Origin of the sequence: Streptomyces sp. NPDC050145, assembly GCF_044460245.1 — a bacterium.
Classification (GTDB): domain Bacteria; phylum Actinomycetota; class Actinomycetes; order Streptomycetales; family Streptomycetaceae; genus Streptomyces.
Map to the genome: position 1 here is coordinate 346,163 of NZ_JBITJS010000007.1, position 21,831 is coordinate 367,993.

At 73.0% G+C, this 21,831-nt stretch carries 19 protein-coding genes; 12 read left to right on the forward strand and 7 right to left on the reverse strand.

The window, feature by feature from the left end:
- Nucleotides 1-81 precede the first annotated feature (81 nt).
- Complete coding sequence (locus ACIBTU_RS16845; RefSeq protein ID WP_399126936.1) at nt 82-1,203, forward strand: PP2C family protein-serine/threonine phosphatase; 1,122 nt, start codon at nt 82-84, stop codon at nt 1,201-1,203.
- 18 nt (nt 1,204-1,221) lie between these two features.
- Entirely contained in the window at nt 1,222-2,544 is a 1,323-nt protein-coding gene (locus ACIBTU_RS16850) for a hypothetical protein (RefSeq protein ID WP_399126938.1), read from the forward strand.
- 131 nt (nt 2,545-2,675) lie between these two features.
- Here the strand turns inward: ACIBTU_RS16850 and ACIBTU_RS16855 are convergent, their stop codons facing one another.
- Entirely contained in the window at nt 2,676-3,434 is a 759-nt protein-coding gene (locus ACIBTU_RS16855; RefSeq protein ID WP_399126940.1) for a peptidoglycan recognition protein, read from the reverse strand.
- Nucleotides 3,435-3,537: 103 nt separating this feature from the next.
- On the opposite strand from ACIBTU_RS16855, the gene ACIBTU_RS16860 reads away from it, so the two are divergent.
- A complete protein-coding gene (locus ACIBTU_RS16860) occupies nt 3,538-4,740 on the forward strand; it encodes a MarP family serine protease (RefSeq protein WP_399126941.1) in 1,203 nt (400 codons plus the stop codon).
- Nucleotides 4,741-4,916: 176 nt separating this feature from the next.
- Here ACIBTU_RS16860 and ACIBTU_RS16865 read toward each other — a convergent pair whose 3' ends face one another.
- Nucleotides 4,917-5,753, reverse strand: coding sequence for an SDR family NAD(P)-dependent oxidoreductase (locus tag ACIBTU_RS16865; RefSeq protein ID WP_399126942.1), 837 nt, complete (start codon nt 5,751-5,753; stop codon nt 4,917-4,919).
- Nucleotides 5,753-6,556 (reverse strand): SDR family NAD(P)-dependent oxidoreductase, encoded by an 804-nt coding sequence (locus tag ACIBTU_RS16870; protein ID WP_399126943.1) that lies wholly within the window; start codon nt 6,554-6,556, stop codon nt 5,753-5,755. The genes ACIBTU_RS16865 and ACIBTU_RS16870 overlap by 1 nt, the downstream gene beginning before the upstream one ends.
- A 140-nt stretch (nt 6,557-6,696) precedes the next feature.
- On the opposite strand from ACIBTU_RS16870, the gene ACIBTU_RS16875 reads away from it, so the two are divergent.
- From ACIBTU_RS16875 to ACIBTU_RS16885, 3 genes are all read left to right on the forward strand, one after another.
- Nucleotides 6,697-7,314, forward strand: a complete 618-nt coding sequence (locus ACIBTU_RS16875) for a TetR/AcrR family transcriptional regulator (RefSeq protein WP_399126944.1) — start codon at nt 6,697-6,699, stop codon at nt 7,312-7,314.
- A gap of 196 nt (nt 7,315-7,510) precedes the next feature.
- Nucleotides 7,511-8,893, forward strand: coding sequence for an NAD(P)/FAD-dependent oxidoreductase (locus ACIBTU_RS16880; RefSeq protein ID WP_399126945.1), 1,383 nt, complete (start codon nt 7,511-7,513; stop codon nt 8,891-8,893).
- 202 nt (nt 8,894-9,095) lie between these two features.
- Nucleotides 9,096-11,318: a family 20 glycosylhydrolase gene (locus tag ACIBTU_RS16885; protein WP_399126947.1), complete on the forward strand. Its 2,223-nt coding sequence runs from the start codon at nt 9,096-9,098 to the stop codon at nt 11,316-11,318.
- A gap of 46 nt (nt 11,319-11,364) precedes the next feature.
- On the opposite strand, the gene ACIBTU_RS16890 is transcribed toward ACIBTU_RS16885, so the two are convergent.
- Nucleotides 11,365-12,804 (reverse strand): regulator, encoded by a 1,440-nt coding sequence (locus ACIBTU_RS16890; protein ID WP_399126948.1) that lies wholly within the window; start codon nt 12,802-12,804, stop codon nt 11,365-11,367.
- A 222-nt stretch (nt 12,805-13,026) separates the two neighbouring features.
- Between ACIBTU_RS16890 and lipB the strand changes: the two genes are divergently transcribed.
- The 4 genes from lipB to ACIBTU_RS16910 all read left to right on the forward strand — a co-directional run bounded on the left by lipB (nt 13,027) and on the right by ACIBTU_RS16910 (nt 16,159).
- The gene (gene lipB, locus ACIBTU_RS16895) at nt 13,027-13,842 is read left to right on the forward strand and encodes a lipoyl(octanoyl) transferase LipB (protein WP_399126949.1); all 816 of its coding nucleotides are present in this window, start codon (nt 13,027-13,029) and stop codon (nt 13,840-13,842) included.
- 113 nt (nt 13,843-13,955) lie between these two features.
- Nucleotides 13,956-14,921: a lipoyl synthase gene (gene lipA / locus ACIBTU_RS16900; protein WP_399126951.1), complete on the forward strand. Its 966-nt coding sequence runs from the start codon at nt 13,956-13,958 to the stop codon at nt 14,919-14,921.
- 277 nt (nt 14,922-15,198) lie between these two features.
- Nucleotides 15,199-15,396, forward strand: a complete 198-nt coding sequence (locus ACIBTU_RS16905) for a hypothetical protein (RefSeq protein ID WP_399127022.1) — start codon at nt 15,199-15,201, stop codon at nt 15,394-15,396.
- Between the two features lie 61 nt (nt 15,397-15,457).
- On the forward strand, nt 15,458-16,159 hold the full coding sequence (locus ACIBTU_RS16910) for a DUF4191 domain-containing protein (protein WP_399126952.1): 702 nt from the start codon (nt 15,458-15,460) through the stop codon (nt 16,157-16,159).
- A gap of 268 nt (nt 16,160-16,427) precedes the next feature.
- Here ACIBTU_RS16910 and ACIBTU_RS16915 read toward each other — a convergent pair whose 3' ends face one another.
- Nucleotides 16,428-16,895 (reverse strand): RDD family protein, encoded by a 468-nt coding sequence (locus tag ACIBTU_RS16915; protein ID WP_399126953.1) that lies wholly within the window; start codon nt 16,893-16,895, stop codon nt 16,428-16,430.
- A gap of 190 nt (nt 16,896-17,085) precedes the next feature.
- Between ACIBTU_RS16915 and glnA the strand changes: the two genes are divergently transcribed.
- Complete coding sequence (gene glnA / locus ACIBTU_RS16920) at nt 17,086-18,510, forward strand: type I glutamate--ammonia ligase (protein ID WP_399126954.1); 1,425 nt, start codon at nt 17,086-17,088, stop codon at nt 18,508-18,510.
- Between the two features lie 81 nt (nt 18,511-18,591).
- Here the strand turns inward: glnA and ACIBTU_RS16925 are convergent, their stop codons facing one another.
- Nucleotides 18,592-19,938: a DUF2252 domain-containing protein gene (locus ACIBTU_RS16925; protein ID WP_399126956.1), complete on the reverse strand. Its 1,347-nt coding sequence runs from the start codon at nt 19,936-19,938 to the stop codon at nt 18,592-18,594.
- Nucleotides 19,939-19,950: 12 nt separating this feature from the next.
- Nucleotides 19,951-20,406 (reverse strand): hypothetical protein, encoded by a 456-nt coding sequence (locus tag ACIBTU_RS16930; protein ID WP_399126957.1) that lies wholly within the window; start codon nt 20,404-20,406, stop codon nt 19,951-19,953.
- A 121-nt stretch (nt 20,407-20,527) separates the two neighbouring features.
- On the opposite strand from ACIBTU_RS16930, the gene ACIBTU_RS16935 reads away from it, so the two are divergent.
- Nucleotides 20,528-21,712 carry a winged helix DNA-binding domain-containing protein gene (locus ACIBTU_RS16935; protein ID WP_399126958.1) on the forward strand — a complete coding sequence of 395 codons (1,185 nt, stop codon included), beginning with the start codon at nt 20,528-20,530 and terminating at the stop codon, nt 21,710-21,712.
- Nucleotides 21,713-21,831: the final 119 nt, after the last annotated feature.

The following is a 21,831-nucleotide window of genomic DNA, read 5'->3' on the forward strand; positions in this document are numbered from 1 at the left end:
TGCGGCGGTGCCCGAGTCGTAGCAGGCTCGTAGCAGGGCGTCGGTCCACGCGCCGCCCGTCCGCCGCGAAGGGAGCCCGGTATGGACTGGCCCGTCGCGCGCCGCCGGGGCGGAGAGGAGCGCGCGTGGCTGCGCGGGGCGCCGCCGCCGCGTTGGGTGCGGCTGCTGCCGTGGGTGCTGCTCGTCGCCCTGTGCCTGTTGCAGCTCTTCACCGACGACCGGCTGGAGCTGGGCTTCCTGCTGGCCGCGATCCCTCCTCTGGCCGCGCTGTCCTACGGGTCCTCCACGACGGCGCTGCTCGGCGGGCTCGTGGTGCTGCTGCTGGCGCTGCCCGCGGCGAACCTGGGGCGGCCCGGCAACAGTGATGTGCTGACGGTGCTGTTCGTGGCGATCCTGAGCGTGCTCATCGCCTGGGTGCGCAGCCGCCGCGACGAGCAGCTGGTGACGGTCCGGACGGTGGCGGAGGCGGCCCAGTTCGCGGTGCTGCCGCCACTGCCGGAGAAGGTCGGGTCGGTGCGCTGCGCGGGCCTGTACCGGGCGGCGCAGCGCGGGGCGCTGGTGGGCGGCGACTTCTTCGACGTGCGGCGCGGGCCGAGCGGGGTGCGGGCGGTGGTCGGCGACGTGCAGGGGCACGGTCTGTCGGCGGTGGGCACGGTGGCGGGGCTGCTCGGCGCGTTCCGGGAGGCGGTGCTCGACCGGCGGGAGCTGGTGGGGGTCGCGGCGCGGCTCGACCGGCGGCTCGTGGTGGACGCGGGGCCCGAGGAGCACGCGGAGCTGTTCGCGACGGCGGTCCTCTTCGAGTTCCCGGACGGCTCCCCCGTCGTACGGGTGATCAGCTGCGGCCATCCGCCGCCGCTGCTGCTGCGGGAGGGGCGGGTGACCGAGCTGCCGGTGCCGGCCGGGACGCCGCTGGGTCTCGGGGTCGCGGGCATCGCGCCGCCGGAGGTGCTGACGGTGCCGCTGAAGGCGGGCGACCGGCTGGTCGCGCTGACCGACGGGGTGACGGAGGCGCGCAACGGGGCGGGCGAGTTCTATCCGCTGGCTGCCCGGCTGCCCGGGCTGATGGACGCGGACCACGAGGATCCGGGCGAGCTGACGGACGCGGTGTGGCGGGACGTGGTGCGGTTCGCGGGGACGGTGCGGGACGATCTGACGCTTCTGGTGTTCGCTCCGGAGGACCCGGATGTGCCGGACGCGGCGTGAAATGTGAACGTAGGGCCCATGACTTACCTGGGACTCGCGCCTCGACACCGGCGCGTCGCGGTCACCGCTTCCGTGTTCCTGCTGCCGTTCGCGCTGGCCGCGTGCTCCGACGACGGCTCGGCGACCCCGCCGCCCGCGGCCACTCCCGCGGCCACGGCGAGCGGGGCCCGGTGCGCGACGGATCCGCTGCCCTCGGACGCGGACGCCGGTACGGACACGGCGGGGACCTCCGTCTACACGGTGGACAGCGAGATGCGAACGGCGCCGCGCGGCAAGCCGTTCGGGGCGCGTACGGCGGACCGGTCCGCCGTGCTGGTGTCCGGCGGAGCGACGCTGAAGACGCGGGACTCCGGGGTCCGCAAGAGCGGCGCGACGACCTCGGCGGCGGCCTCGGGCGACCGGGGGCTCAACGCGGCGATGCTGGTGCGCGACGGGAGCGGGCTGACGCTGTCCGGCGGGGAGATGAACACGGCCGGGCGCGGGGCGACCGGGATCTTCGTGACGGACGAGGACAGCCTGGCCACCATGAGCGCCAACCGGGTCACGACGACCGGCGGGTCCGCGCGCGGTGTCACGGCCGCGCACGGGGGCCGGCTCGAGCTGCGGTACACGGAGCTGCGGACGGCGGGCGCGCAGTCGGCGCCCATCGTGGCGGGGCCGGGCGGCGGGGAGGTCACGGTGTCCGGCGGCACGATGACCTCGGCGGGCTGCGGGTCGCCGGGGGTGCAGACGGCGGGCACGGTGTCGCTGTCGGGCACGCTGTTCACCGTGGCGAACTCGGAGGCGTTCACGCTGGAGCCGGGCGGGGTGCTGAGCCTGGAGAACGTGCGGTCGTCGGCGGCCGCGGGCGGGGTGCTGCTGCGGGGCTCGGGCGAGACCTCGTTCGAGATGACCGGCGGGTCGCTGGAGGCGGCGGAGGGTGACCTGTTCACCGTGCGGGAGAGCGTCGCGGACGTGCGGCTGCGGGGGCGGGCGCATCTCACGACGGACGACGGGGCGCTGCTGCGGGTGAAGGACGGCGGGTCCGTGACGTTCTCGGCGCGGGACGAGAAGCTGCGCGGGGACGTGCTCGTGCCCGGCGGGTCGGCGTCGGTGCGGCTCGAAGGGGCGTCGAAGCTGACGGGGCGGGTCTCCGGGGCGTCCCTGTCGCTCGGGCGCGGGACGAAGTGGTCCGTGGACGGGGATTCGAAGGTGGAGGAGCTGGAGCTGCGGGACGGGGTGAAGGTCTCAGACGTGCTGGTGGGCAACGGCTCGGACGTCACGTACGACCGTGCGGCCAGTCCGGATCTCGGTGGCCGCAAGTTCCGCCTGCCCGGGGGCGGAACGCTCCGGCCGGCTTGATCCGCCTGTTCGTCTGGGGGGTGCCCTGGCCGGGCGGCGCTCGCCCGTCGGGGAAATGCGACCCGAAGGGTCTGCATTTCAGGGGCGCGGGGAACTGCGCGACCAGCCCCCACCGGCCCGCGGTCGGCGGACTACCGCGAACGACCCTGGAGTTCCGCCGCCCGATCGCGGATCCAGGGAAGCTCGGACATCAGGGCGAGCCCCGGGCAATACGTCTCGTACCCGTCCCGGTGCCCGGAGATCGCCGAAAAAGACGCCTCCGTACCGGCGGGAAACCGGCTGAGACTGTTGCTGGATACCAGGCGGACGTGCCCGCGCGGGTCCACCCCGGCGGGCCCGAGCTTCCACGCCGCGACGGCGGCGATCGCCTCCGCCATGGCCCGCGGCACCGGCGTGCCCTCGGTGAACGTGCCGATGGCCGCGATCCCGGTCGTGTTCTTGTTGAACCCCTGCGTGTGCGCGCCGATGACGGGCCGGTCGACCCCGCCGGCCCGGCCCTCGTACACGTTCCCGCAGCGGTCGACGAGGAAGTTGTAGCCGATGTCGTCCCATTCCTTGGTGCCGGCCTGCCCGGCGTACAGGGTGCGGATGATGCGGGGCGCGTCGGCGCAGTCGTAGCGGTTCGGGGTGTCGGTGTGGTGGAGGAAGACCGCTTCGACGTGGTCGGCGTACCGGATGGGGTCGCGGTGGTAGGGCTCGGTGCCGGCGAGCCAGACGCGGCGCGGCACGATGTGCGGCCGGGCCGCGTAGTGCCGGGCCGCGGCCTGCTCGGTGGCGGACGGGTGGGGCTCCCGGGCCGCGTCCGGGCCGATCGTGACCGCGCAGAGCACGAGCGCGCCGAGGGCCAGCGCCCCGGGCACACAGCTGAGCACCACTCGTAGGACACGCACGTCTTCCACTGTCGGCCCGTTGCGGCGTTCCGGCCTGTGCGGTCGGCCACACGTGGGCCGAACGGAGGAACCGGCGCCGCCGCCCCGGGCGTTTATTACCGATATGAACCTGCACTTCTCCGTGCTCGACGTGGTGCTGCTCGTACTGGCGCTCATGTACGCGGCCTCCGGCTACCGGCGGGGCCTGCTCGCGGGCTGTGTGTCGCTGGCCGGGTTCGTGGGCGGCGCCGCGGTGGGGGTGAGGCTGCTGCCGTTCGTGATGCGGGCGGTGGCGGAGGGGACGTCGACGGCCACGGTGGTGGCGGTGCTCGCGGTGCTGCTGCCGGCGGTCGCGGGGCACGCGCTCGCCGGGCGGCTCGCGGGGCGGGTGCGCGGCGAGATGGACCGGGCGCCGGGGCCGCTGCGGGTCGCGGACGGGGTCGGCGGGGCCGCGGCGGGCGTCGTGGCGATGCTGGTCGTGGCGTGGGTGGCGGGCAGCGTGCTCGCGGCGTCGTCCTCGACGGCGCTGAACCAGGCGATCCGGGGTTCGGCGGTGCTCGGCACGGTCCAGGACGCGATGCCGTCGTCGACGCCCGCGTGGTTCGCGCGGGCGTCGGGGGCGCTCACCTCGGCGGGGTTCCCGCAGGTCTTCGACCCGTTCGCGCAGGAGCCGTCGGCCGAGGTCGCGAAGCCGTCCGGGGACAGCGTGACCCGCGCGGCGACGCGGGCGGCGACGGCGAGCACGGTGAAGGTGGAGGGCGCGTCGGGCAGCCAGGGCCGCGAAGGCAGCGGTTTCGTGTTCGCGCGCGAGCACGTGATGACGAACGCGCACGTGGTGGCGGGCATCGACGACCCGACGGTGCGGGTGGGCGGGGTCGGCCGGCCGCTGGCGGCGAAGGTGGTGCTGTTCGATCCGGACAGGGACGTCGCCGTGCTGTACGTGCCGGATCTGGAGGCGCCGGTGCTGTCCTTCGACGGCTCGGCCTCGCGCGGGGACGCGGCGGTCGTCGCGGGCTATCCGCAGGACGGCGGTCTGGATCTGCAGGCGGCGACGGTCGCGGACACGATCCGGGCCGGCGGCCAGGACATCTACGGCTCGGGGAGCGTCACGCGCGAGATCTACTCGATCCGCTCCACGGTCCGGCCGGGCAACTCGGGCGGCCCGCTCCTGACGACCGACGGCCGGGTCTACGGGGTGGTGTTCGCCCGCTCCACGACGGACGACGGCACGGGTTACGTACTGACGGCCGCCGAGGTCACCCCGGACGCAGAGCGGGCAGCGACGGCGACGACCCCGGTGGACACGGGCTCCCCGACAGAGTCGTAGGCGCGGGGCGCGACCGGCATGCCCCCCAGGGGCGCGGGGAACTGCGCGAGCAACCACGACGGCGCAGCAGTCGGCGACGATGCTCGACCCCTACGGCGATGTCACCGCGGCCGGCCACACTCCCGTGGCCGGCCGCGGTGCCCCGCTCGAGGTCAGACCTGGACATCCGCTCCGGGTCAGACCTCGAGCCGCAGCACCGGGTTGACGCGGCCGAGGATCATGTCCGTGCGGGGCTGAAGCGCCGCCTCGACCATCTCCGGCTGCGGCAGCACCCAGTACTGCCCGGCGGCGATCTGCTCGAAGCACCGCCGCGCATGCTCGTCCGGGGAGATCCCCTCCGCGTCGGCCCGCGCCTGCAACTGCGCGTTGAACCCGGCGACTTCGGGCCGCGTCTCCGCGTCCGGCCCGGCGGCCTTGAAGATCTCGCTGCGCACGGAGTCCGGGAGGACGACCGAGACCTGGATCTCGGAGCCCTTCATCTGGAGCTCGTACGCGAGGGACTCGCTGAGCGCCAGCGTGCCGAACTTGGTGACGCTGTACGGGGCCATGAGCGGGCTGGGCAGGAGCCCGCCCACCGACGACACGTTGACGACCCACGCCTTGCCGCCCTGCGCGAGCAGTCTCGGCACGAACGCCCGGATCCCGTTGACGTACCCGCCGACGTTGATCCGCAGTGCCGCGTCCCACCGCTCGGCCGGGATCTCCCACGAGTAGCCCATGGCCATGATCCCGGCGTTGTTGAGCAGCAGGTCGACGCTGCCGAAGCGCGCGTAGGCCCGCTCGGCGAGCGCTTCGACGGAGGCCGGATCGGAGACGTCGGTGACGACGTCCTCGACCTCGGCGCCGCCCGCCCGCAGTTCGTCGGCGAAGGCCGCGAGCCGGTCCTTCGCGATGTCGGCGAGGACGAGCTTCATGCCGAGGGAGGCGGCGTGCCGGGCGAACCCGGCGCCGATCCCGGCGGACGCCCCGGTGATGACGGCGGTGCGGCCGCCGAACACCTCGGCGGGGGTCATCAGAAGTGCGTCCCGCCGTCGATGCGGACCTCGGTGCCGGTGATGAACCGGCCGTCCTCGGAGGCGAGCATCGCGACGACGCCGGCGACGGTCTCCGGGCCGGCGAAGCCCTGGCCGAGGGCGGGGGCGAGCTTGGCGAAGAGGGACCAGTCGGTGTCCTCGGGCAGGCCGGGGCCCGCGGACTGCTTGCTGGCGCCGGAGCCGTCGGTCATGCCGGAGGAGATGGAGCCGGGCTGGACGGCGGTGAAGCGGATGCCCTGCTTGGCGTACTCGGCGGCGAGGGCGTGCGTCATGGACTGGATGCCGCCCTTGCTGGCCGCGTAGGCCGCCATGTAGGGGTGGGCGAACATCGCGGAGGTGGAGGAGAAGTTCACGACCGCGGAGTCGTTGCCCTCGAGCAGCGCCGGGATCGACTCGCGGATCATGAGGAAGGTGCCGGTCAGGTTGACCCGGATCACCGACTCGAAGGCGTCGAGGCCGGTCTCGTGGGTGTGCGAGGAGCGCAGGATGCCGGCCGCGTTGACCAGCACGTCCAGGCCGCCGAGGGTCTCGACGGCGGCGGCGACGCCTTCGCGTACGGAGGTCTCGTCGCCGATGTTCACCACGAGGGTGGTGAGGCGCTCGGCGTTGTCGCCGGCCTTGGCGACGGTGTCCTTGAGGCCGTCCTCGCTGATGTCCGCCGCGACGACCCGGCCGCCCTCGGCGAGCATGCGCAGGACGGTGGCCTGGCCGATGCCCGAGCCGCCGCCGGTGACCAGGGCGCGGCGTCCCTCGTAGCGGTTCAGGATCTTCGTGTTCGTCATGGAGCGCCTCTCGTTCCTGTCCGCGGGCCGTGGATGGCGGTCCGCTGTTTTCCTTCACCAGCAGAGTACGACTTTGTGACACGTTTTGCCATAGTGGCATTTCAAGCCGCACTGGCAGTGGACCGGTTAGGCTACGTCCGGTGAACATCGAGCGCCGTACCCTGACCGAACGCCGCAAGGCCGCGACCGAGCTGGAGATCGCCCGCTCGGCGGTGCACCTGTTCACGGAACAGGGCCCCCACGAGACGACGGCGGAGGCGATCGCGCAGCGCGCCGGGGTATCGCTGCGCACCTTCTACCGGTACTTCCGCGGCAAGCAGGACGCCGTCGGCCCGGTCCTCGCGGCGGGCGGCGACCGCTGGCGCGAGCTGCTCGCGGCGACCCCCGCGGGCACCCCGCTGCTCCAGGCCCTGGAGGCGGCGGCCGTCGCGGCCCTGTCCGAGCCGGGCGAGGCCGCGCGCGAGGGGCTCGAGCGGACCCGGGCACTGCTGCGCGCGGCGGCGGACGACCCCGCGCTGCGCGCCGTCTGGTACCGGGTCAACCAGGAGTCGGAGGAGAAGCTCGTCCCCGTCGTGGCCGAGCTGGCCGGACCCGATTCCGACCCGCTGGAGAACACGCTGCTCGCGGCCGCCGCGACGGACGCGATCCGGATCTCCCTGGAGACCTGGTCGACGACCGACGCCGACACCGCAGGACCGGGCTCCCCCGCGGACCTCGTCGTCCGCTGTCTGCACCTCCTCACGCGCCCCCGGGCGTGACGGGGCGCACTGCCGGCCGGCGCGGTGCACCCGTGCCGCCCCGACGCGCGACTCCCTGCGCGCGGCCCGCCGCCTAACCTCGATCCGAACTCGAAAGGCACGCGGACCGAGCTCGACGCCGACTCGGCTGTTGCCGAGCCGCGTCGAGGGGCATGAGGCCCCCAGACATCAGCCGCGCAACCTCGGGGAGGGGCACGTGCTTGAGCCCGCGCACGCGGACGTCGTCATCGTGGGGGCCGGAGTCGCGGGACTGACCGCGGCCCGGCAGCTGACCAGGGCGGGTGTGAGTGTCCTGGTCCTGGAGGCCGCAGCCGGCGTCGGCGGCCGCATGTCCACCGAGAAGATCGACGGGTTCCGGCTCGACCGGACCGGGCAGCTGCTCACGCCCGCGTACCGCCCGTGTCCGTCCTGCCCCGCCCTGCCCGGCACCGACGGGCTCGCGGGCCTCGCGCTGCGGCCCTTCGCACCCGGGGTCCTCGTGCACGGCGAGGGCCGGCGGCACCGCACCGGCGAACCCACGCACCGCCCCCGGCGCGCGAGGGGCGCACTCAGTGCGGCACGCGCCCTGGCGAGCGCCCCCCGACCGACCCGGGGCCCCCGGCCCCCGCTCGGCGGCCCGCTGGACCACGCCCGGCTCGGCACGGCACTGGCCCGGCTCGCGGCGACCCCGGCCGAGCAGCTGCTCGCCCGTCCGGAGCGCCCCGTCGGCGCGACCCTGCCGGAGCGGGGCATGCCGGCCCGGACCCTGCACACCTTCGTACGGCCCCTGCTCTCGGCCCTGTTGTGCGATCCGGACCTGACGACGTCGAGCCGGGCCGCCGATCTCGCCCTGCACGCGTACGCCGTCGGCGGGCTCGCGGTGCCCGAGGGCGGGGCGGACGCGCTGCCGGAGCGGCTCGCGGCCGGGCTGCCGCCGGGCACCGTGCACACCGGGGTCCGTGTCACCTCCGTCGCGACCGACTCCGTGACGACCGCCGGGCACGGCCGGGTCCGCTGCCGCACGGTGGTCCTCGCGACGGACGCGGTCGCCGCCGCCGAACTGCTGCCGGGGCTGCGCGTGCCGGACTTCCACGAAGTGACGGTCGTGCACCACGCGGTGCCCGAACCGCCGCTGACCGAACCGGTGTTGCTGCTCGACGCCGACCACCCGGGGGCGCTCGCGCACACCTCCGTGATCAGCCAGGTCGACCCGACGCGCGCCCCGGCGGGCCGCTCCCTGGTCTCCTCGGTCGTCCTCGGGCCGCCGCCCGACGCCTCGGCACTGCGCGCCCGGCTCGCCGCCCTCTACGGCACCTCGACGGCCGGCTGGGAGACCCTCGCCGTGCACCACACGCCCCGGGCCGTGCCCGCGATGCCCGCCCCGCACGATCCGCGCCGCCCGGTGCGCCTGCTCGACGGCCTGTACGTGTGCGGGGACCACCGTGAGACGAGCACGGTGCAGGGCGCCCTCCACTCGGGCCGCCGCGCGGCCCACGCGGTCCTCGCCGATCTGGGCGTCCCCGTCCCCGCGCCCGAGTCCGCCGAACCGGCCCCGGAACACCCGGCGGCCGCCCCACCGTTCGGGGAGGCCGCCGCCTGAATCCCCGTGAACCCCTCCCGCCGACCCCCTCCTGAAGGTCCATCACACCTCGGACCTATCATCCCCAAGACGCGCCCGTCCCCGTGGAACGAACCGGGGGCGGGCGCCTTCAACTCCCGCCCCGTACCCCTGCCGCATCTCTTGTCACCGTCACAACTCACCTTTACGGTCGGCTCAATCAGACGTCCAGGAGGTCGCAGTCGTGCGCAGACGTGTCCCGGGTCCGCTCCTCACCACCCTCGCCCTCGTAGCAGGATTCATCGGAGCTGTACTGCCTGTACTGCCCACGCCCTCCGCCGCGGCCGATCCCGGGGGCGGGCCACCGGCCGTGGTGCCCCGGCCCACCGACTGGACCTCGCTGGACGGCACGGTCCGACTGACCGAGAAGTCCCGGATCCTCGTCGACCCGCGCAGCCGTGACGCGCGGGTCCTGGCCGCGGGCCGCGCCGAGTTCCCGGGCCCGGCCCGCCAGGACACCGAGGACCTCGCGGAGCGGCTCCGTACCGAGATCGAGGCGGTCACCGGGCTCGCCCCGGGCATCGGGAGCGACACCGCGCACGCGGGCCCCGGCGACATCGTGCTCGCGCTGCGCGACGCGGACCGGCTCGGCGCGGAGGGCTACGCGTTCGACAGCGCGGACGGCCCGGTCCGCATCGACGCCGCGTCCACGCACGGCCTGTACTACGGCACCCGGACTCTGCTCCAACTCCTGCGCGCCACCGACCCGGACGGGCACCGCACACTCCCCCGGGCCCGCGCCACGGACGTGCCCACGCAGCCGGTCCGCATGGTGCACATCGACGCCGCCCGCAAGTACTGGTCGGTGCCGTACCTGAAGAACCTGATCCGCAGGATGGGCGACCAGAAGCTCAACACCCTGCTCATGCACCTGTCCGAGGCGGAGGGATTCCGGCTCTACAGCCCGAAGTTCCCCGGCCTCGCCGACCCGGCGCACAGCTACAGCCGCGCCGACATCGAGGAGCTGAAGGCCTTCGCGGCCCGCCACCACGTCCAGTTGACGCCCGGCCTGGAGATCCCCGGGCACGCGACCGCGATCAGCGACACCTTCGGCATCGGCTTCGGCGACGGCCCCGGCGCGTGCACGGCCGCCCACACCCACTCGCACCTCACGCCGGACTGGATCATCGACATGACCAGTGAGAAGGCGGTCGAGAAGACGAAGGAGATCGTCGACGAGTTCGCCGGCTGGTTCGACGCGCCGCTCTTCTCGATCGGCGCCGAGGAGGTCCCGGGCCAGCTCGCGAACTGCCCGCGCGTCCAGGACTACCTGGCGAAGGACCCGGACGTCACCACGCTCGGCGACCTGCTCAACCGGTACATCAACACCCTGGACGACGTCGTCACCGCGCACGGCAGCCGCACCGCCGTCTACAACGGCTCGGAGCACATGACGGCGCCGCAGCAGAAGGTGCGCGGCCCGGTCGTCTTCCTCACCTGGGAGGGCACCGGCTCGGAGCCGGTGATCCCCGGCCACGACGAGATCGCCATCGGCCCGTTCTACGTCACGCCGAACAACTACCACCACCTGTACCCGAACCAGTCGTGGATGTACGACAGTTGGCAGCCGAGCACGGCCACCGACATGCTCGGCTCGGGCCTCACCAACTGGGCGGACTACAACTTCTGGGCCGCGGACGGGTACTTCGAGCAGCAGATGGCGGGCGCCCGCGCGGTCCTCGCCGACCGCGCCTGGAACGGGACGGCGACGCCGGACGCCCTCGCGGACTTCCGCACCCGCGCCGCCCTGATCGGCGACCCTCCCGGCATCACCGCGCAGCCGGAGCGCCCCCGCGTCGACGACGGCCGCCCGAGCCACCACTGGACCTTCGACCCGGCCCCGTACCCGTCCGGCTGGACCTACGCGGGCTCCCCCGGCAACACCCTCTACGCCGAGGACGTCGCCGGTGACCTGGCCGGATCCTCGTACATCATCAACAACCCGACGCCCGTGGCCGACGGCGTGCACGGGCAGGCCTGGCGCTTCGACTCGGACCGGGACGGGGTCGGCCTCGGCGGGCTCGACGTGGCGGAGCCGTGGACGGTCTCGGTGTGGGTGCGCCCCTCGGCCCGCACCGCCGACCAGGTGCTGCTCAGCTCCGCGGCGGGCGCCCTCAAGCTCCAGCAGTACGGCACCGGCCGGGTCGGCCTGACCGCGTACGGCAAGGCCGACCACTCTTTCGACCACACGCTGCCGCTCGGCACCTGGACGCGGTTGACCTGGGTGGCGACGCCGGGTCACACCGTCCTGTACGCGAACGGCGAGCGGGTCGGCGCGGTCGACGCCTCGATCCCGCTGCCGATGCGCTCGGTCGGCACGGAGAAGGTGTCCCTGCGCGGCGACCTGGACGACCTGAAGACCTGGGACGAGGCGCTGAGCCCGGAGCAGGTCGCCGGACTGGACTGATCGCGAGGCGGGCGGGGCGGAGGGAAGCCTTCCGCCCCGCCCGCGCTCATCCCAGCGCGGCGACCCGCTCCCGGTACCCGCGCACCGGTCCCGCGTCGCGGTACGGCTCGAGCCGCCGCTCGAACTCCCGGACGTACTCGTGCGCCCGCACCGAACGCATGTCGGCCGCCGCCGTGGCCGCCTCCGCGCCCAGGGCGCACGCCGAGTCCAGCTCGCCGAGGCCGAGCCGGGCGGAGGCGAGGACGACCCGGCAGAACAGCCGGCTGCGCGCGAACCCGGGCGCCCGCAGCTGGAGCGACCGCTCGGCGTGCTGCGCGGCGGCCCGGTACTGCTGGAGGTCCCGGTGGCAGTGCCCGAACTCGTCGGCGAGCTGGGCCTCGTCGAAGAACCGCGCCCACGACGGCACCTCGTCCCCCGGCCGCACCGCCTCCAGCGCCCGCTCGGCCCGCACCAGCGACGCCGTGCAGGCCCGCACCTCGCCGAGCACCCCGTGCCCGCGCGCCTCCACGGAGTGCAGCAGCGCCTGCACCACGGGCGGCGCCGCGGCCCCGATGCCCTGCTGCGCGACCCGCGCCAGCTGCACCGCCTCCCGGCCGTGCCCGAGGTAGACGGCCTGCCGGCTCATCGTGACCAGCACGTAGGACCCGTAGCCCCGGTCCCCGGCCGCCTGCGAGAGCCGCAGCGCCTGCACGAAGTACCGCTGCGCGAGCCCGTGCGCCGCGATGTCGTACGAGGTCCAGCCCGCGAGGCGGGTCAGATCGGCGACGGCGGCGAACAGTCTGCGCCCGGTCTGCTCCCCGTACGTGCCGCGGAGCATGGGCTCGGCCTCGTGCTCCAGGTAGCGCACCAGGGCCTGGCGGGCGTGGCCGCCGCCGTAGGCGTGGTCGAGGGCGCGGAACAGCTCGCCGACCGAGCGCAGCGCGGCGATGTCGCCGCCGGATACCTTCTGCCCGGCGCCGCGCTCGGCCTGCAGGCGCTGGCGGGGCACGGCGGCGGGGCGGCCCTGCGTCGGGACGCGGTGCGGGGCCTCGCCGCGGGCGACGCGCTCGTCGGGGCGGCCGATCAGCCAGTCCCGGCTGGGCACGACGAGCCCGGCCGGGGTGAAGGCGATCTTGCGGAGCTCGGCGTGGCTGCCGGAGTCCTTGCGCCACAGGCCGCTGACGATGTCGACGGCCTCCTCGGGCGAGGCCGCGAACTCCAGGCCCGCGTAGACGGGCGCGCAGGCGTCGAGGCCCAGGTCCTGGGCGGACAGGCGGCGGCCCAGGCGCCGGGTGAACACCTCGGCGATGAGCGCGGGGGTGGTGCCGCGGGGCTGCTGCCCGCGCAGCCACCGGGTCACCGACGTCTTGTCGTAGCGCAGGTCGAGACCGTGTTCGAGGCCGAGCTGGTCGACGCGGCGGGCGAGCCCCGCGTTGGAGAAACCCGCCTCCGCGATGAGCGCGGCGAGCTGGCGGTTCGGTGTGCGCTGCGGAGGTCGTTCCGTCATCAGCTGTGCGGTCTCCTGCCTTCCGGGCCGCGCTGCAGCCCCCTTGGAACGGCGTGAATTTAGCGGCGATACCAGGTCTGGGCGGGGTTCTGGCCAGGCCTTCATCCGATCGTGTGACGATGGGACGGAGTCACTGACGCAGCGGCCCGCGATCCGGGCGGACGTACAGTGGCTCGGGGCGCGATATGTGCACGGTGAAGGTTTTTAAGGGAGGCACTTGCCGTGAGTGAGTTCCGGTTCGTCCGCATGGGGTTCGGTGCGGACATGGTCGAGTACCAGGTCGCCTGGGACGAGCAGCGCCGTGTGCACGCCGCCCGTTTCGCCGACGAGGTGCCCGACACCTGTCTGCTCCTGGAGCACCCGCCGGTCTACACGGCGGGCCGCCGCACGGCCCCGGAGGAGCGTCCACTGGACGGCACCCCGGTGATCGACGTGGACCGCGGCGGCAAGATCACCTGGCACGGCCCGGGCCAGCTGGTCGGCTACCCGATCCAGAAGCTGCCGCGCCCGGTGGACGTGGTCGCGCATCTGCGCCGCCTGGAGGACGCGATGATCGCGGTCTGCGCCGAGTTCGGCGTGACGGCGGCCCGCGTCGAGGGCCGGGCCGGCGTCTGGGTCCTGGGCGACCCGATCGAGGAGCGCACGGGCCTGGGCGGCCTGTCCCTCGACTTCGACCCGCGGCTGAGCAGCGAGGACGAGGAGTTCGACCACCGCCTGGTCGGCCCCGAGTACGCGCCGTCGAACGCGGGCCAGCGCCACGAGGACCGCAAGATCTGCGCCATGGGCATCCGCGTCGCCAAGGGCGTCACGATGCACGGCTTCGCGCTCAACGTGAACCCGGACACCTCGAACTTCGACAAGATCATCCCGTGCGGCATCCGCGACGCCGGTGTGACCTCGCTCTCGTACGAGCTGGGTCGCGAGGTCACCATGGACGAGGTCCTGCCGATCGCGGAGAAGCACCTCCAGGACGTGCTCGGGAACGCCGACTTGAAGCCGCGCGTCGTCGAGCCGGACACCGCGGGCACCGCCGCCTGACGGGTCGACCGGAATAGGGCCCCGAGGCCACAGGTTGGCCACCCGTGAGGGCCATGAATGTCACGGGCGTACCCTGATGTACGCCGAGGAATCAAAGCTTTAGGGAGCCGGTCGTGTCCGCAGTCGCACCCGACGGACGCAAGATGCTGCGCCTGGAGGTCCGTAACGCTCAGACCCCCATCGAGCGCAAGCCCGAGTGGATCAAGACCCGGGCGAAAATGGGCCCCGAGTACACCAAGATGCAGAACCTCGTGAAGTCCGAGGGCCTGCACACGGTCTGCCAGGAGGCGGGCTGTCCCAACATCTACGAGTGCTGGGAGGACCGCGAGGCCACGTTCCTCATCGGCGGCGACCAGTGCACGCGGCGCTGTGACTTCTGCCAGATCGACACCGGCAAGCCCGAGGCCCTCGACCGCGACGAGCCGCGCCGCGTCGGCGAGTCCGTCGTCACGATGGACCTGAACTACGCCACGATCACCGGCGTCGCCCGCGACGACCTGGAGGACGGCGGCGCCTGGCTGTACGCGGAGACGGTCCGCCAGATCCACGCCCAGACCGCGGAGCGCGCCGACGGCCGCACCAAGGTCGAGCTCCTGGCCCCGGACTTCAACGCGGTGCCCGAGCAGCTGGCCGAGGTCTTCTCGTCCCGCCCCGAGGTCTTCGCGCACAACGTCGAGACGGTCCCCCGGATCTTCAAGCGCATCCGCCCCGGCTTCCGCTACGAGCGCTCGCTCAAGGTGATCACCGAGGCCCGCGAGTACGGCCTGGTGACGAAGTCGAACCTGATCCTCGGCATGGGCGAGACCCGTGAAGAGGTCTCCGAGGCGCTGCGCCAGCTGCACGAGGCGGGCTGCGAGCTCATCACGATCACGCAGTACCTGCGTCCGTCGGTGCGCCACCACCCCGTGGAGCGCTGGGTGAAGCCGGAGGAGTTCGTCGAGCTCAAGGACGAGGCCGAGCAGATCGGTTTCTCGGGCGTCATGTCGGGCCCGCTGGTCCGCTCCTCGTACCGGGCCGGCCGCCTCTACCAGATGGCGATCGAGAAGCGTGGCGCGTACGTGGCCTCGCAGGCCGTCTGACCTCAGCCCGACGCGGCGCGCGGGAAGCGTGTGAATTCACGCACAAAGCATTACCGGCCGGTAGCGGCCGGATCGGCGCGGCCCTGGCCGTCCCCGCAGTTGAGGGGACCGTCAGGGCCGCGTCGGTGTTCGGGGCACGCACATCAAGGCTTCATAGGTGTTTGACCGTCCGGACACGGCCTGGTAACACCAGTGAGTGACCCTGAAATCACAGCTCGTGCACCCGTGCCGACAAGGGGCCCACACCGTGAACCGCTCCCGAGGGGGGACCTCGACCATGCAGGCCGCGCCCGTTCGCGCCACCGCCATTCCGACCTTCACCGACGCCCTGCGGGCCATGGAGTCGCTCCTCATGAGCGGCGGCCAGCGCACCGCGCGGCGCAACGCCTGGACCTCCGTCCTGGAGGACCGCCGCCGCGCCAAGGACCGCGTCGAGGCCCAGCGGGTGCTCGACTCCGCCGTCGCCGAGGGCTGAGCGAGCCCGGGGCCGGTGCCCCGAACCTCGACGATGCTTCCCGGCCACGTAGACTTCAGGCATGGCGAGGAAGGAACCCGCAGCGGACGCTGCGAACCCCGGGCGACTCAAGCAGATCGCCCTGACCTACAAGATGACCCGCAAGGCCGATCCGAAGATCGGTCTTGTACTCGCGGCTGTGGGAATCGTCACCTTCGGTGTCTTCCTCGCGATCGGCTTCCTGATCGGTCACCCCATCTATCTCGGGATTCTCGGCTTCCTGCTGGCCTTCCTCGCGATGGCGATCGTCTTCGGACGCCGTGCCGAGCGGGCGGCCTTCGGGCAGATGGAGGGTCAGCCGGGTGCGGCGGCCGCGGTGCTCGACAACGTCGGGCGCGGCTGGACCACGACCCCGGCGATCGCGATGAACCGGAGCCAGGACGTCGTGCACCGCGCCGTCGGCAAGGCCGGCATCGTGCTCGTCGCGGAGGGCAACCCGAACCGGGTGAAGTCGCTGCTCGCGGCCGAGAAGAAGAAGATGGCCCGGATCGTGTCGGACGTCCCGGTCCACGACATCATGGTGGGCGACGGCGAGGGCCAGACCCCGCTGAAGAAGCTCCGCACCACCATGTTGAAGCTGCCCAGGGTGCTCACCGGGCCGCAGGTGACCGCGACCAATGACCGGCTGCGGGCCATGGGTGACCTGATGTCGAACATGCCGTTGCCCAAGGGGCCGATGCCGAAGGGTATGCGGATGCCCAAGGGTGGGGGACGGGGGCGCTAGCCGCTGTCGTACCCGAACTCATGGCGCCCTGAGCCGTTTGGCTCGGGGCGCCTTTTCGTGTGCGGGGTTCTGCCGTCGGGCGAGTGCGGCCCGGTGGGGGCTGGTCGCGCAGTTCCCCGCGCCCCTGGAAGGCAGCGGCTTCGCCGCGCCTTCCCCAGATGAAAGGCACCCGGCGCCTTGGTCGGGGAGATGCGGCGCGCAGCGCCATGCATCTCAGGGGCGCGGGGAACTGCGCGACCAGCCCCCACGCACCCGCGGACCACGACGCTCAGATACGGACCTCTACGGACTTGGCCATCCGGTCGTGCAGCCCACGACCGTCCCGGTCCCAGACAAGGGCCGGGACCGCCAGGCACAGCAGTACGGAGCGGGCCAGGACCCGGCCCACTCCGAGGCGGCCGCCCGCCTCGGAGACGACCCGCAACCCGAACAGCCGCTTCCCGGGTGTGCAACCGATCGTCCCCACGGTGAGCACGCTGAGCACGAAGAAGATGAGCAGCGCCCAGTTGCTCGTAGCCTGGTCATAGCCGTGCGTGACCAGGCCGTATGCGATCAGCAGACACAGCGCCCAGTCCACCGCGAGGGCCCCGATACGCCGCCCGGGACGGGCGATGGAGCCGGGTCCGTGCTCGGGCAGCCCGAGCTGCTCACCCCGGTGACCGAAGTCCGCGCCCGACTGCTCCAGGGCCTCGCGGGGCCCGGACAGCCACGATCCCATTGCTTCCCTCTTGTCCACGCATCCACGGTACTGGCAGCGCCGCGGAAGGGGTCCCCGGCCCCCGCTCCGGTTAACTTCGGCGAAACAGATGGGTCATGCTGGAGAAATCCCGTCTGCCTATGGTCGGGTCCGAGTGTCGGCCACCGCACTGGCCGGACGACCGAGCTGCAACCCCGCCCCTCCCCGGGCCGGGAGTAGGAGGAGTTGGATGTCCGAGAAGCACGGGTTCCAGAACGCTGACGAGGTCCAGAAGTTCATCAAGGACCAGGACGTCAAGATGGTCGACGTCCGGTTCTGTGACCTTCCGGGCGTGATGCAGCACTTCACGATCCCTGCGACGGCGTTCGACCCGTCCGAGGAGCTGGCCTTCGACGGTTCGTCGATCCGCGGCTTCCAGGCCATCCACGAGTCCGACATGGCGCTGCGCGCCGACCTGTCGACGGCCCGCGTGGACCCCTTCCGCCGCGACAAGACGCTCAACATCAACTTCTTCATCCACGACCCGATCACGGGCGAGCAGTACAGCCGTGACCCGCGCAACATCGCGAAGAAGGCCGAGGCGTACCTGGCCTCGACCGGGATCGCCGACACCGCGTACTTCGGCCCCGAGGCCGAGTTCTACGTGTTCGACTCGGTCCGCTTCGAGACCTCCGCGAACCAGGGCTTCTACCACATCGACTCCGAGGCCGGCGCCTGGAACACCGGTGCGGAGGAGAACAACCGCGGCTACAAGGTCCGCTACAAGGGTGGTTACTTCCCGGCCCCGCCGGTCGACCACTTCGCCGACCTGCGCTCGGAGATCTCCCTGGAGCTGGAGAACGTCGGCCTGCAGGTCGAGCGCCAGCACCACGAGGTCGGCACCGCCGGCCAGGCCGAGATCAACTACAAGTTCAACACGCTGCTGGCCGCGGCCGACGACCTGATGCTCTTCAAGTACATCGTGAAGAACGTCGCCTGGCGCAACAACAAGACCGCGACCTTCATGCCGAAGCCGATCTTCGGTGACAACGGCTCGGGCATGCACGTCCACCAGTCGCTGTGGACGAACGGCGTCCCGCTGTTCTACGACGAGCAGGGCTACGCGGGCCTGTCGGACACCGCCCGCTACTACATCGGCGGCATCCTGAAGCACGCCCCGTCGCTGCTCGCCTTCACGAACCCGACGGTGAACTCGTACCACCGCCTGGTCCCGGGCTTCGAGGCCCCGATCAACCTGGTCTACTCGCAGCGCAACCGCTCCGCGGCCATGCGCATCCCGATCACGGGCTCGAACCCGAAGGCCAAGCGCGTCGAGTTCCGCGCCCCGGACCCGTCCTCGAACCCGTACCTGGCGTTCTCGGCGCTCCTCCTCGCGGGCCTCGACGGCGTCAAGAACAAGATCGAGCCGGCCGAGCCGATCGACAAGGACCTCTACGAGCTGGCTCCCGAGGAGCACGCGGGCGTCGCCCAGGTCCCGACCAACCTCGAGGCCGTCCTGACCGCCCTGGAGGACGACAACGAGTACCTGCAGGCCGGCGGCGTCTTCACGTCCGACCTGATCGAGACGTGGATCGACTACAAGCGCACCAACGAGATCGCCCCGATCCAGCTGCGCCCGCACCCGCACGAGTTCGAGCTCTACTTCGACCTCTAGGTCACACCGAGGTTCTGAGCTGAGAGGCCGCCGCTTCCCTTCGGGGAGCGGCGGCCTTCGCGTTGTCGGGGGACGGGCGGGTCAGATGCCGGGGGCGGCGGTCAGGACTCCGGAGGAGATCGCGTCCAGGAGGCCGGCGTGGTCGCGGAGGGTCTGGTCGGCGTAGTGGAGGGCGAAGGCGGCGACCGCGCGGTCGAAGGTGTCGGAGCCGCCGAGGTAGGCGGCGATGGCGATGCGGTCGCCGGAGCGGGCGTGGGCGCGGGAGAGGGCGGTGCCGCACAGGCGGGCGTAGGCGAGCAGGTCCTCGGGGCGCATGACGCCGACGTCCGCTGAGCCCTTCATGTCGCGCAGCTGGCGCCAGTAGAAGGAGCGGCCCTGGGGGCCGGTCATCCAGCCGAGGAAGATGTCGCTCGCCGCCTGGAGCAGGCGCTGGCCGGCGACGACGCGGTGACCGGGGTGGAGATAGGGGCCGTGGTACGGGGTGTGCTCCTCGACGACGGACCGGGTCGCCTCCTTGATCTGGAGGAAGAGTGGGTCGTCGGCGTCGCGGCCCGCGAGGAGAACGATGAAGCAGCGGGTGCCGACGCTGCCGACGCCGACGACCTTGCGGGCGGCGTCCACGAACCGGTAGCGGTCCAGGAGGCGGCGCCGGTCCTCGGTGAGCGTGGAGCGGTAGTCGCCGAACATCTTGCGGATGGCGGCGGCGTCGGTGACCCCCGCCGGCTGGAGCAGCGGCGGGTCGTGGACGATGCGGCGGCGGCCGTCGGGGGTGCTCTCGGTGAGTTTGCCGAGGGCGTGGAGGCTGGTGCGGCGGGTGGCCTGGGCGAGGGTGTGCTCGACGCGGCGCCGGTCGCGGGCGGAGCGGATCAGCGGGAGCAGGTCCTGTGCGTCGATCCGCTCGTACCAGACGGCGAGTTCGCCGAGGCCCGCGAGGCGGCGCAGGTTGGTGCGGTACGCCTGGGCGGCGCCGAGGGCGGCGCGGTGGGCCTGTTTGTCCGAGTGACCGTTGTCGCGGGCGGCGACGACGACCGAGGCTACGAGGCGTTTGACGTCCCATTCGAAGGGGCCGGGGTACGTCTCGTCGAAGTCGTTGAGGTCGAAGAGGAGAGCGCGCTCGGGGGAGGCGAACAGGCCGAAGTTCAGGAGGTGGGCGTCGCCGCAGAGTTGGACGCTGAGGCCGGTGTGGGGTATCGCCGCGAGGTCGCCGGCCATGACGGCGGCGGCGCCGCGGTAGAAGGCGAAGGGGCTCGCGGACATCCGGCCGTAGCGGATCGGGAGCAGGTCGGGGAGGCGGTCGGCGCCCTGGCGTTCGAGGACGACGACCGGGTCGGGGCGGTCCGCGGCCGGGATCCAGGGGCCGTGCGCGGAGCGGGCGAGGTGTTTGCGGGCGCGCTTGCCCTGGGCTGCGCGTTCGGCGGGGCTGGTCATGGCCGCCGGGTGTCAGTGGCTCAGGGCGCGGTCGAGTTCGGCGGTGACGTCGCCGCCGAGGGAGCGGTGGCTGCGGGCGGTCGCCTTCTTCGACGCGCCGGCGCCGACGTCGTTCACCTGGAGGGCGACCGCGTCGAGGCGGTTGCCGCCGGCGTCCCGGAAGGTGACGAGCACGAGGTACGACTTCTTGGCGTCGGCGCTGTTCTTCACGGTCACCGGGACCGTGGCGCGGCCGCCGTCCTTGGCCACGTCGCCGAGCTTCACGTCCTTCTTCGCGTCGACGCCGTTCTTGAACTCGTCGACCTTCTTCTGGGCCTCGGCGGTCGCGGACGCCAGGATCTCGGCGCCCTTGGAGGCGACGTCGGAGGGGCTGGTGTCGTTGTCGGAGCAGGCCGTCGCGCCGACGGCCAGGGCCGCCGCGAGCAGGGCCGCGCCCGTGGCCCGTACCGCGAATCGTGTGCCCGTCATGCCGACCACCCACCTCTGCTCGCCCGCCCGCCGGTGCGGCTCGCCTCCAGTCAACGTCGGGACGGCGGGTACCCGCATGCCATGGGGGCCGAACAGGTGACGGACGGGCAGGATGGCCCCCATGACGACACGGCACATCGGTACCGAGGAGCGGCGGGCCCGGCTCGTGCTCGCCCATCGCCTGTCCCCCGCCGTCCGGGCGGCGCGCGCCGAGGACGTCGCGCGCTCGCTCGTGGCGCTGCACGGCACGGATCCGGCGACGGTGTACCTGGCGGTCGGGGCGCGGCTCGCGGATCCGGGCGGGACCGTCGCGGACGTGGAGCGGGCGCTGTACGAGGACCGGACGCTGGTGCGGATGCACGGGATGCGGCACACGGTGTTCGTGTTCCCCACGGAGCTGGCCGCGACGGTGCACGCGTCGACCGGGCTGGCCGTCGCGGCGAAGGCGCGGGCGGGACTGCTCAAGGATCTGACGGCGGGCAGCGACGGGCGGCTCACCCCGGCGTGGCTGGACGGGGTCGAGGCATCGGCGCTGGCCGCGCTCGCGCGGCGCGGGCAGGCGACGGTGAACGAGCTCTGCGAGGACGAGCCGCGCCTGAGGGAGCAGTTCACGTACGGGCGCGGCAAGAGCTACGAGGCGCTGCAGACCGTGTCGTCGCGGCTGATGCGGGTGCTCGGGGTCGAGGGGCGAGTCGTGCGGGGGCGGCCGCTCGGGTCCTGGACCTCGTCGCAGTTCCGCTGGGAGGTGGCGCCGCCGCATCCGGAGCTGCCGGTCGACGAGGCGCAGGCGGAGTTGCTGGGGCGCTGGCTGGCGGTGTGCGGGCCGGCGACCGAGGCGGACCTCAAGTGGTGGACGGGGTGGAAGGTGACCGAGGTGCGGCGGGCACTGGCCGCCATGGGGGCGGTGAGCGTGTCCCTGGACGGGGGCGGGGTCGGGTTCGTGCTTCCGGACGCGGTGGAGGGGCCGGGGGAGGTCGCGCCCCGCGCCGCGTTTCTGCCGGCGCTCGACCCTACGGCCATGGGGTGGCAGGAGCGGGAGTGGTACTGCCCCGACGAGGTGCGGGGGGCCCTGTTCGACCGGAGCGGGAACATCGGGCCGACCGTGTGGTGGGGCGGGCGGATCGTGGGGGGTTGGGGTCAGCGGGACGGGGGTGAGGTGGTGTGGCGGTTGCTGGACGATTTCGGGGGGCGGGAGGTGCGGGAAGCTGTCGCCTCGGAGGCGGGGCGGCTCGGTTCCTGGCTGGGCGGCACCCGGGTGACCCCGCGCTTTCGCACTCCGTTGGAGCGGGAGTTGGGGGCGCGCTAGGGGTGCCGGGTTCTGCGTCTCGGGCGTCTGCGGCCCCCGGGGGGGGGGGGGGGGGGGGGGGGGGGGGGGGGGGCCGGCGCGGGGGGGGGGGGCCCCCCCGGCGCCGGGAGACGAATCGG

Excerpts from the sequence above, each read along its gene's own strand:
- ACIBTU_RS16890 (WP_399126948.1), bottom strand. The coding sequence starts at position 12,804 with ATGACGGAACGACCTCCGCAGCGCACACCGAACCGCCAGCTCGCCGCG.
- ACIBTU_RS16870 (WP_399126943.1), bottom strand. The coding sequence starts at position 6,556 with ATGACGAACACGAAGATCCTGAACCGCTACGAGGGACGCCGCGCCCTG.
- ACIBTU_RS16850 (WP_399126938.1), top strand. The coding sequence starts at position 1,222 with ATGACTTACCTGGGACTCGCGCCTCGACACCGGCGCGTCGCGGTCACC.
- ACIBTU_RS16925 (WP_399126956.1), bottom strand. The coding sequence starts at position 19,938 with ATGACCAGCCCCGCCGAACGCGCAGCCCAGGGCAAGCGCGCCCGCAAA.
- ACIBTU_RS16905 (WP_399127022.1), top strand. The coding sequence starts at position 15,199 with ATGCAGGCCGCGCCCGTTCGCGCCACCGCCATTCCGACCTTCACCGAC.
- glnA (WP_399126954.1), top strand. The coding sequence starts at position 17,086 with ATGTCCGAGAAGCACGGGTTCCAGAACGCTGACGAGGTCCAGAAGTTC.
- ACIBTU_RS16910 (WP_399126952.1), top strand. The coding sequence starts at position 15,458 with ATGGCGAGGAAGGAACCCGCAGCGGACGCTGCGAACCCCGGGCGACTC.
- ACIBTU_RS16865 (WP_399126942.1), bottom strand. The coding sequence starts at position 5,753 with ATGACCCCCGCCGAGGTGTTCGGCGGCCGCACCGCCGTCATCACCGGG.
- ACIBTU_RS16935 (WP_399126958.1), top strand. The coding sequence starts at position 20,528 with ATGACGACACGGCACATCGGTACCGAGGAGCGGCGGGCCCGGCTCGTG.
- ACIBTU_RS16930 (WP_399126957.1), bottom strand. The coding sequence starts at position 20,406 with ATGACGGGCACACGATTCGCGGTACGGGCCACGGGCGCGGCCCTGCTC.
- ACIBTU_RS16845 (WP_399126936.1), top strand. The coding sequence starts at position 82 with ATGGACTGGCCCGTCGCGCGCCGCCGGGGCGGAGAGGAGCGCGCGTGG.
- ACIBTU_RS16860 (WP_399126941.1), top strand. The coding sequence starts at position 3,538 with ATGAACCTGCACTTCTCCGTGCTCGACGTGGTGCTGCTCGTACTGGCG.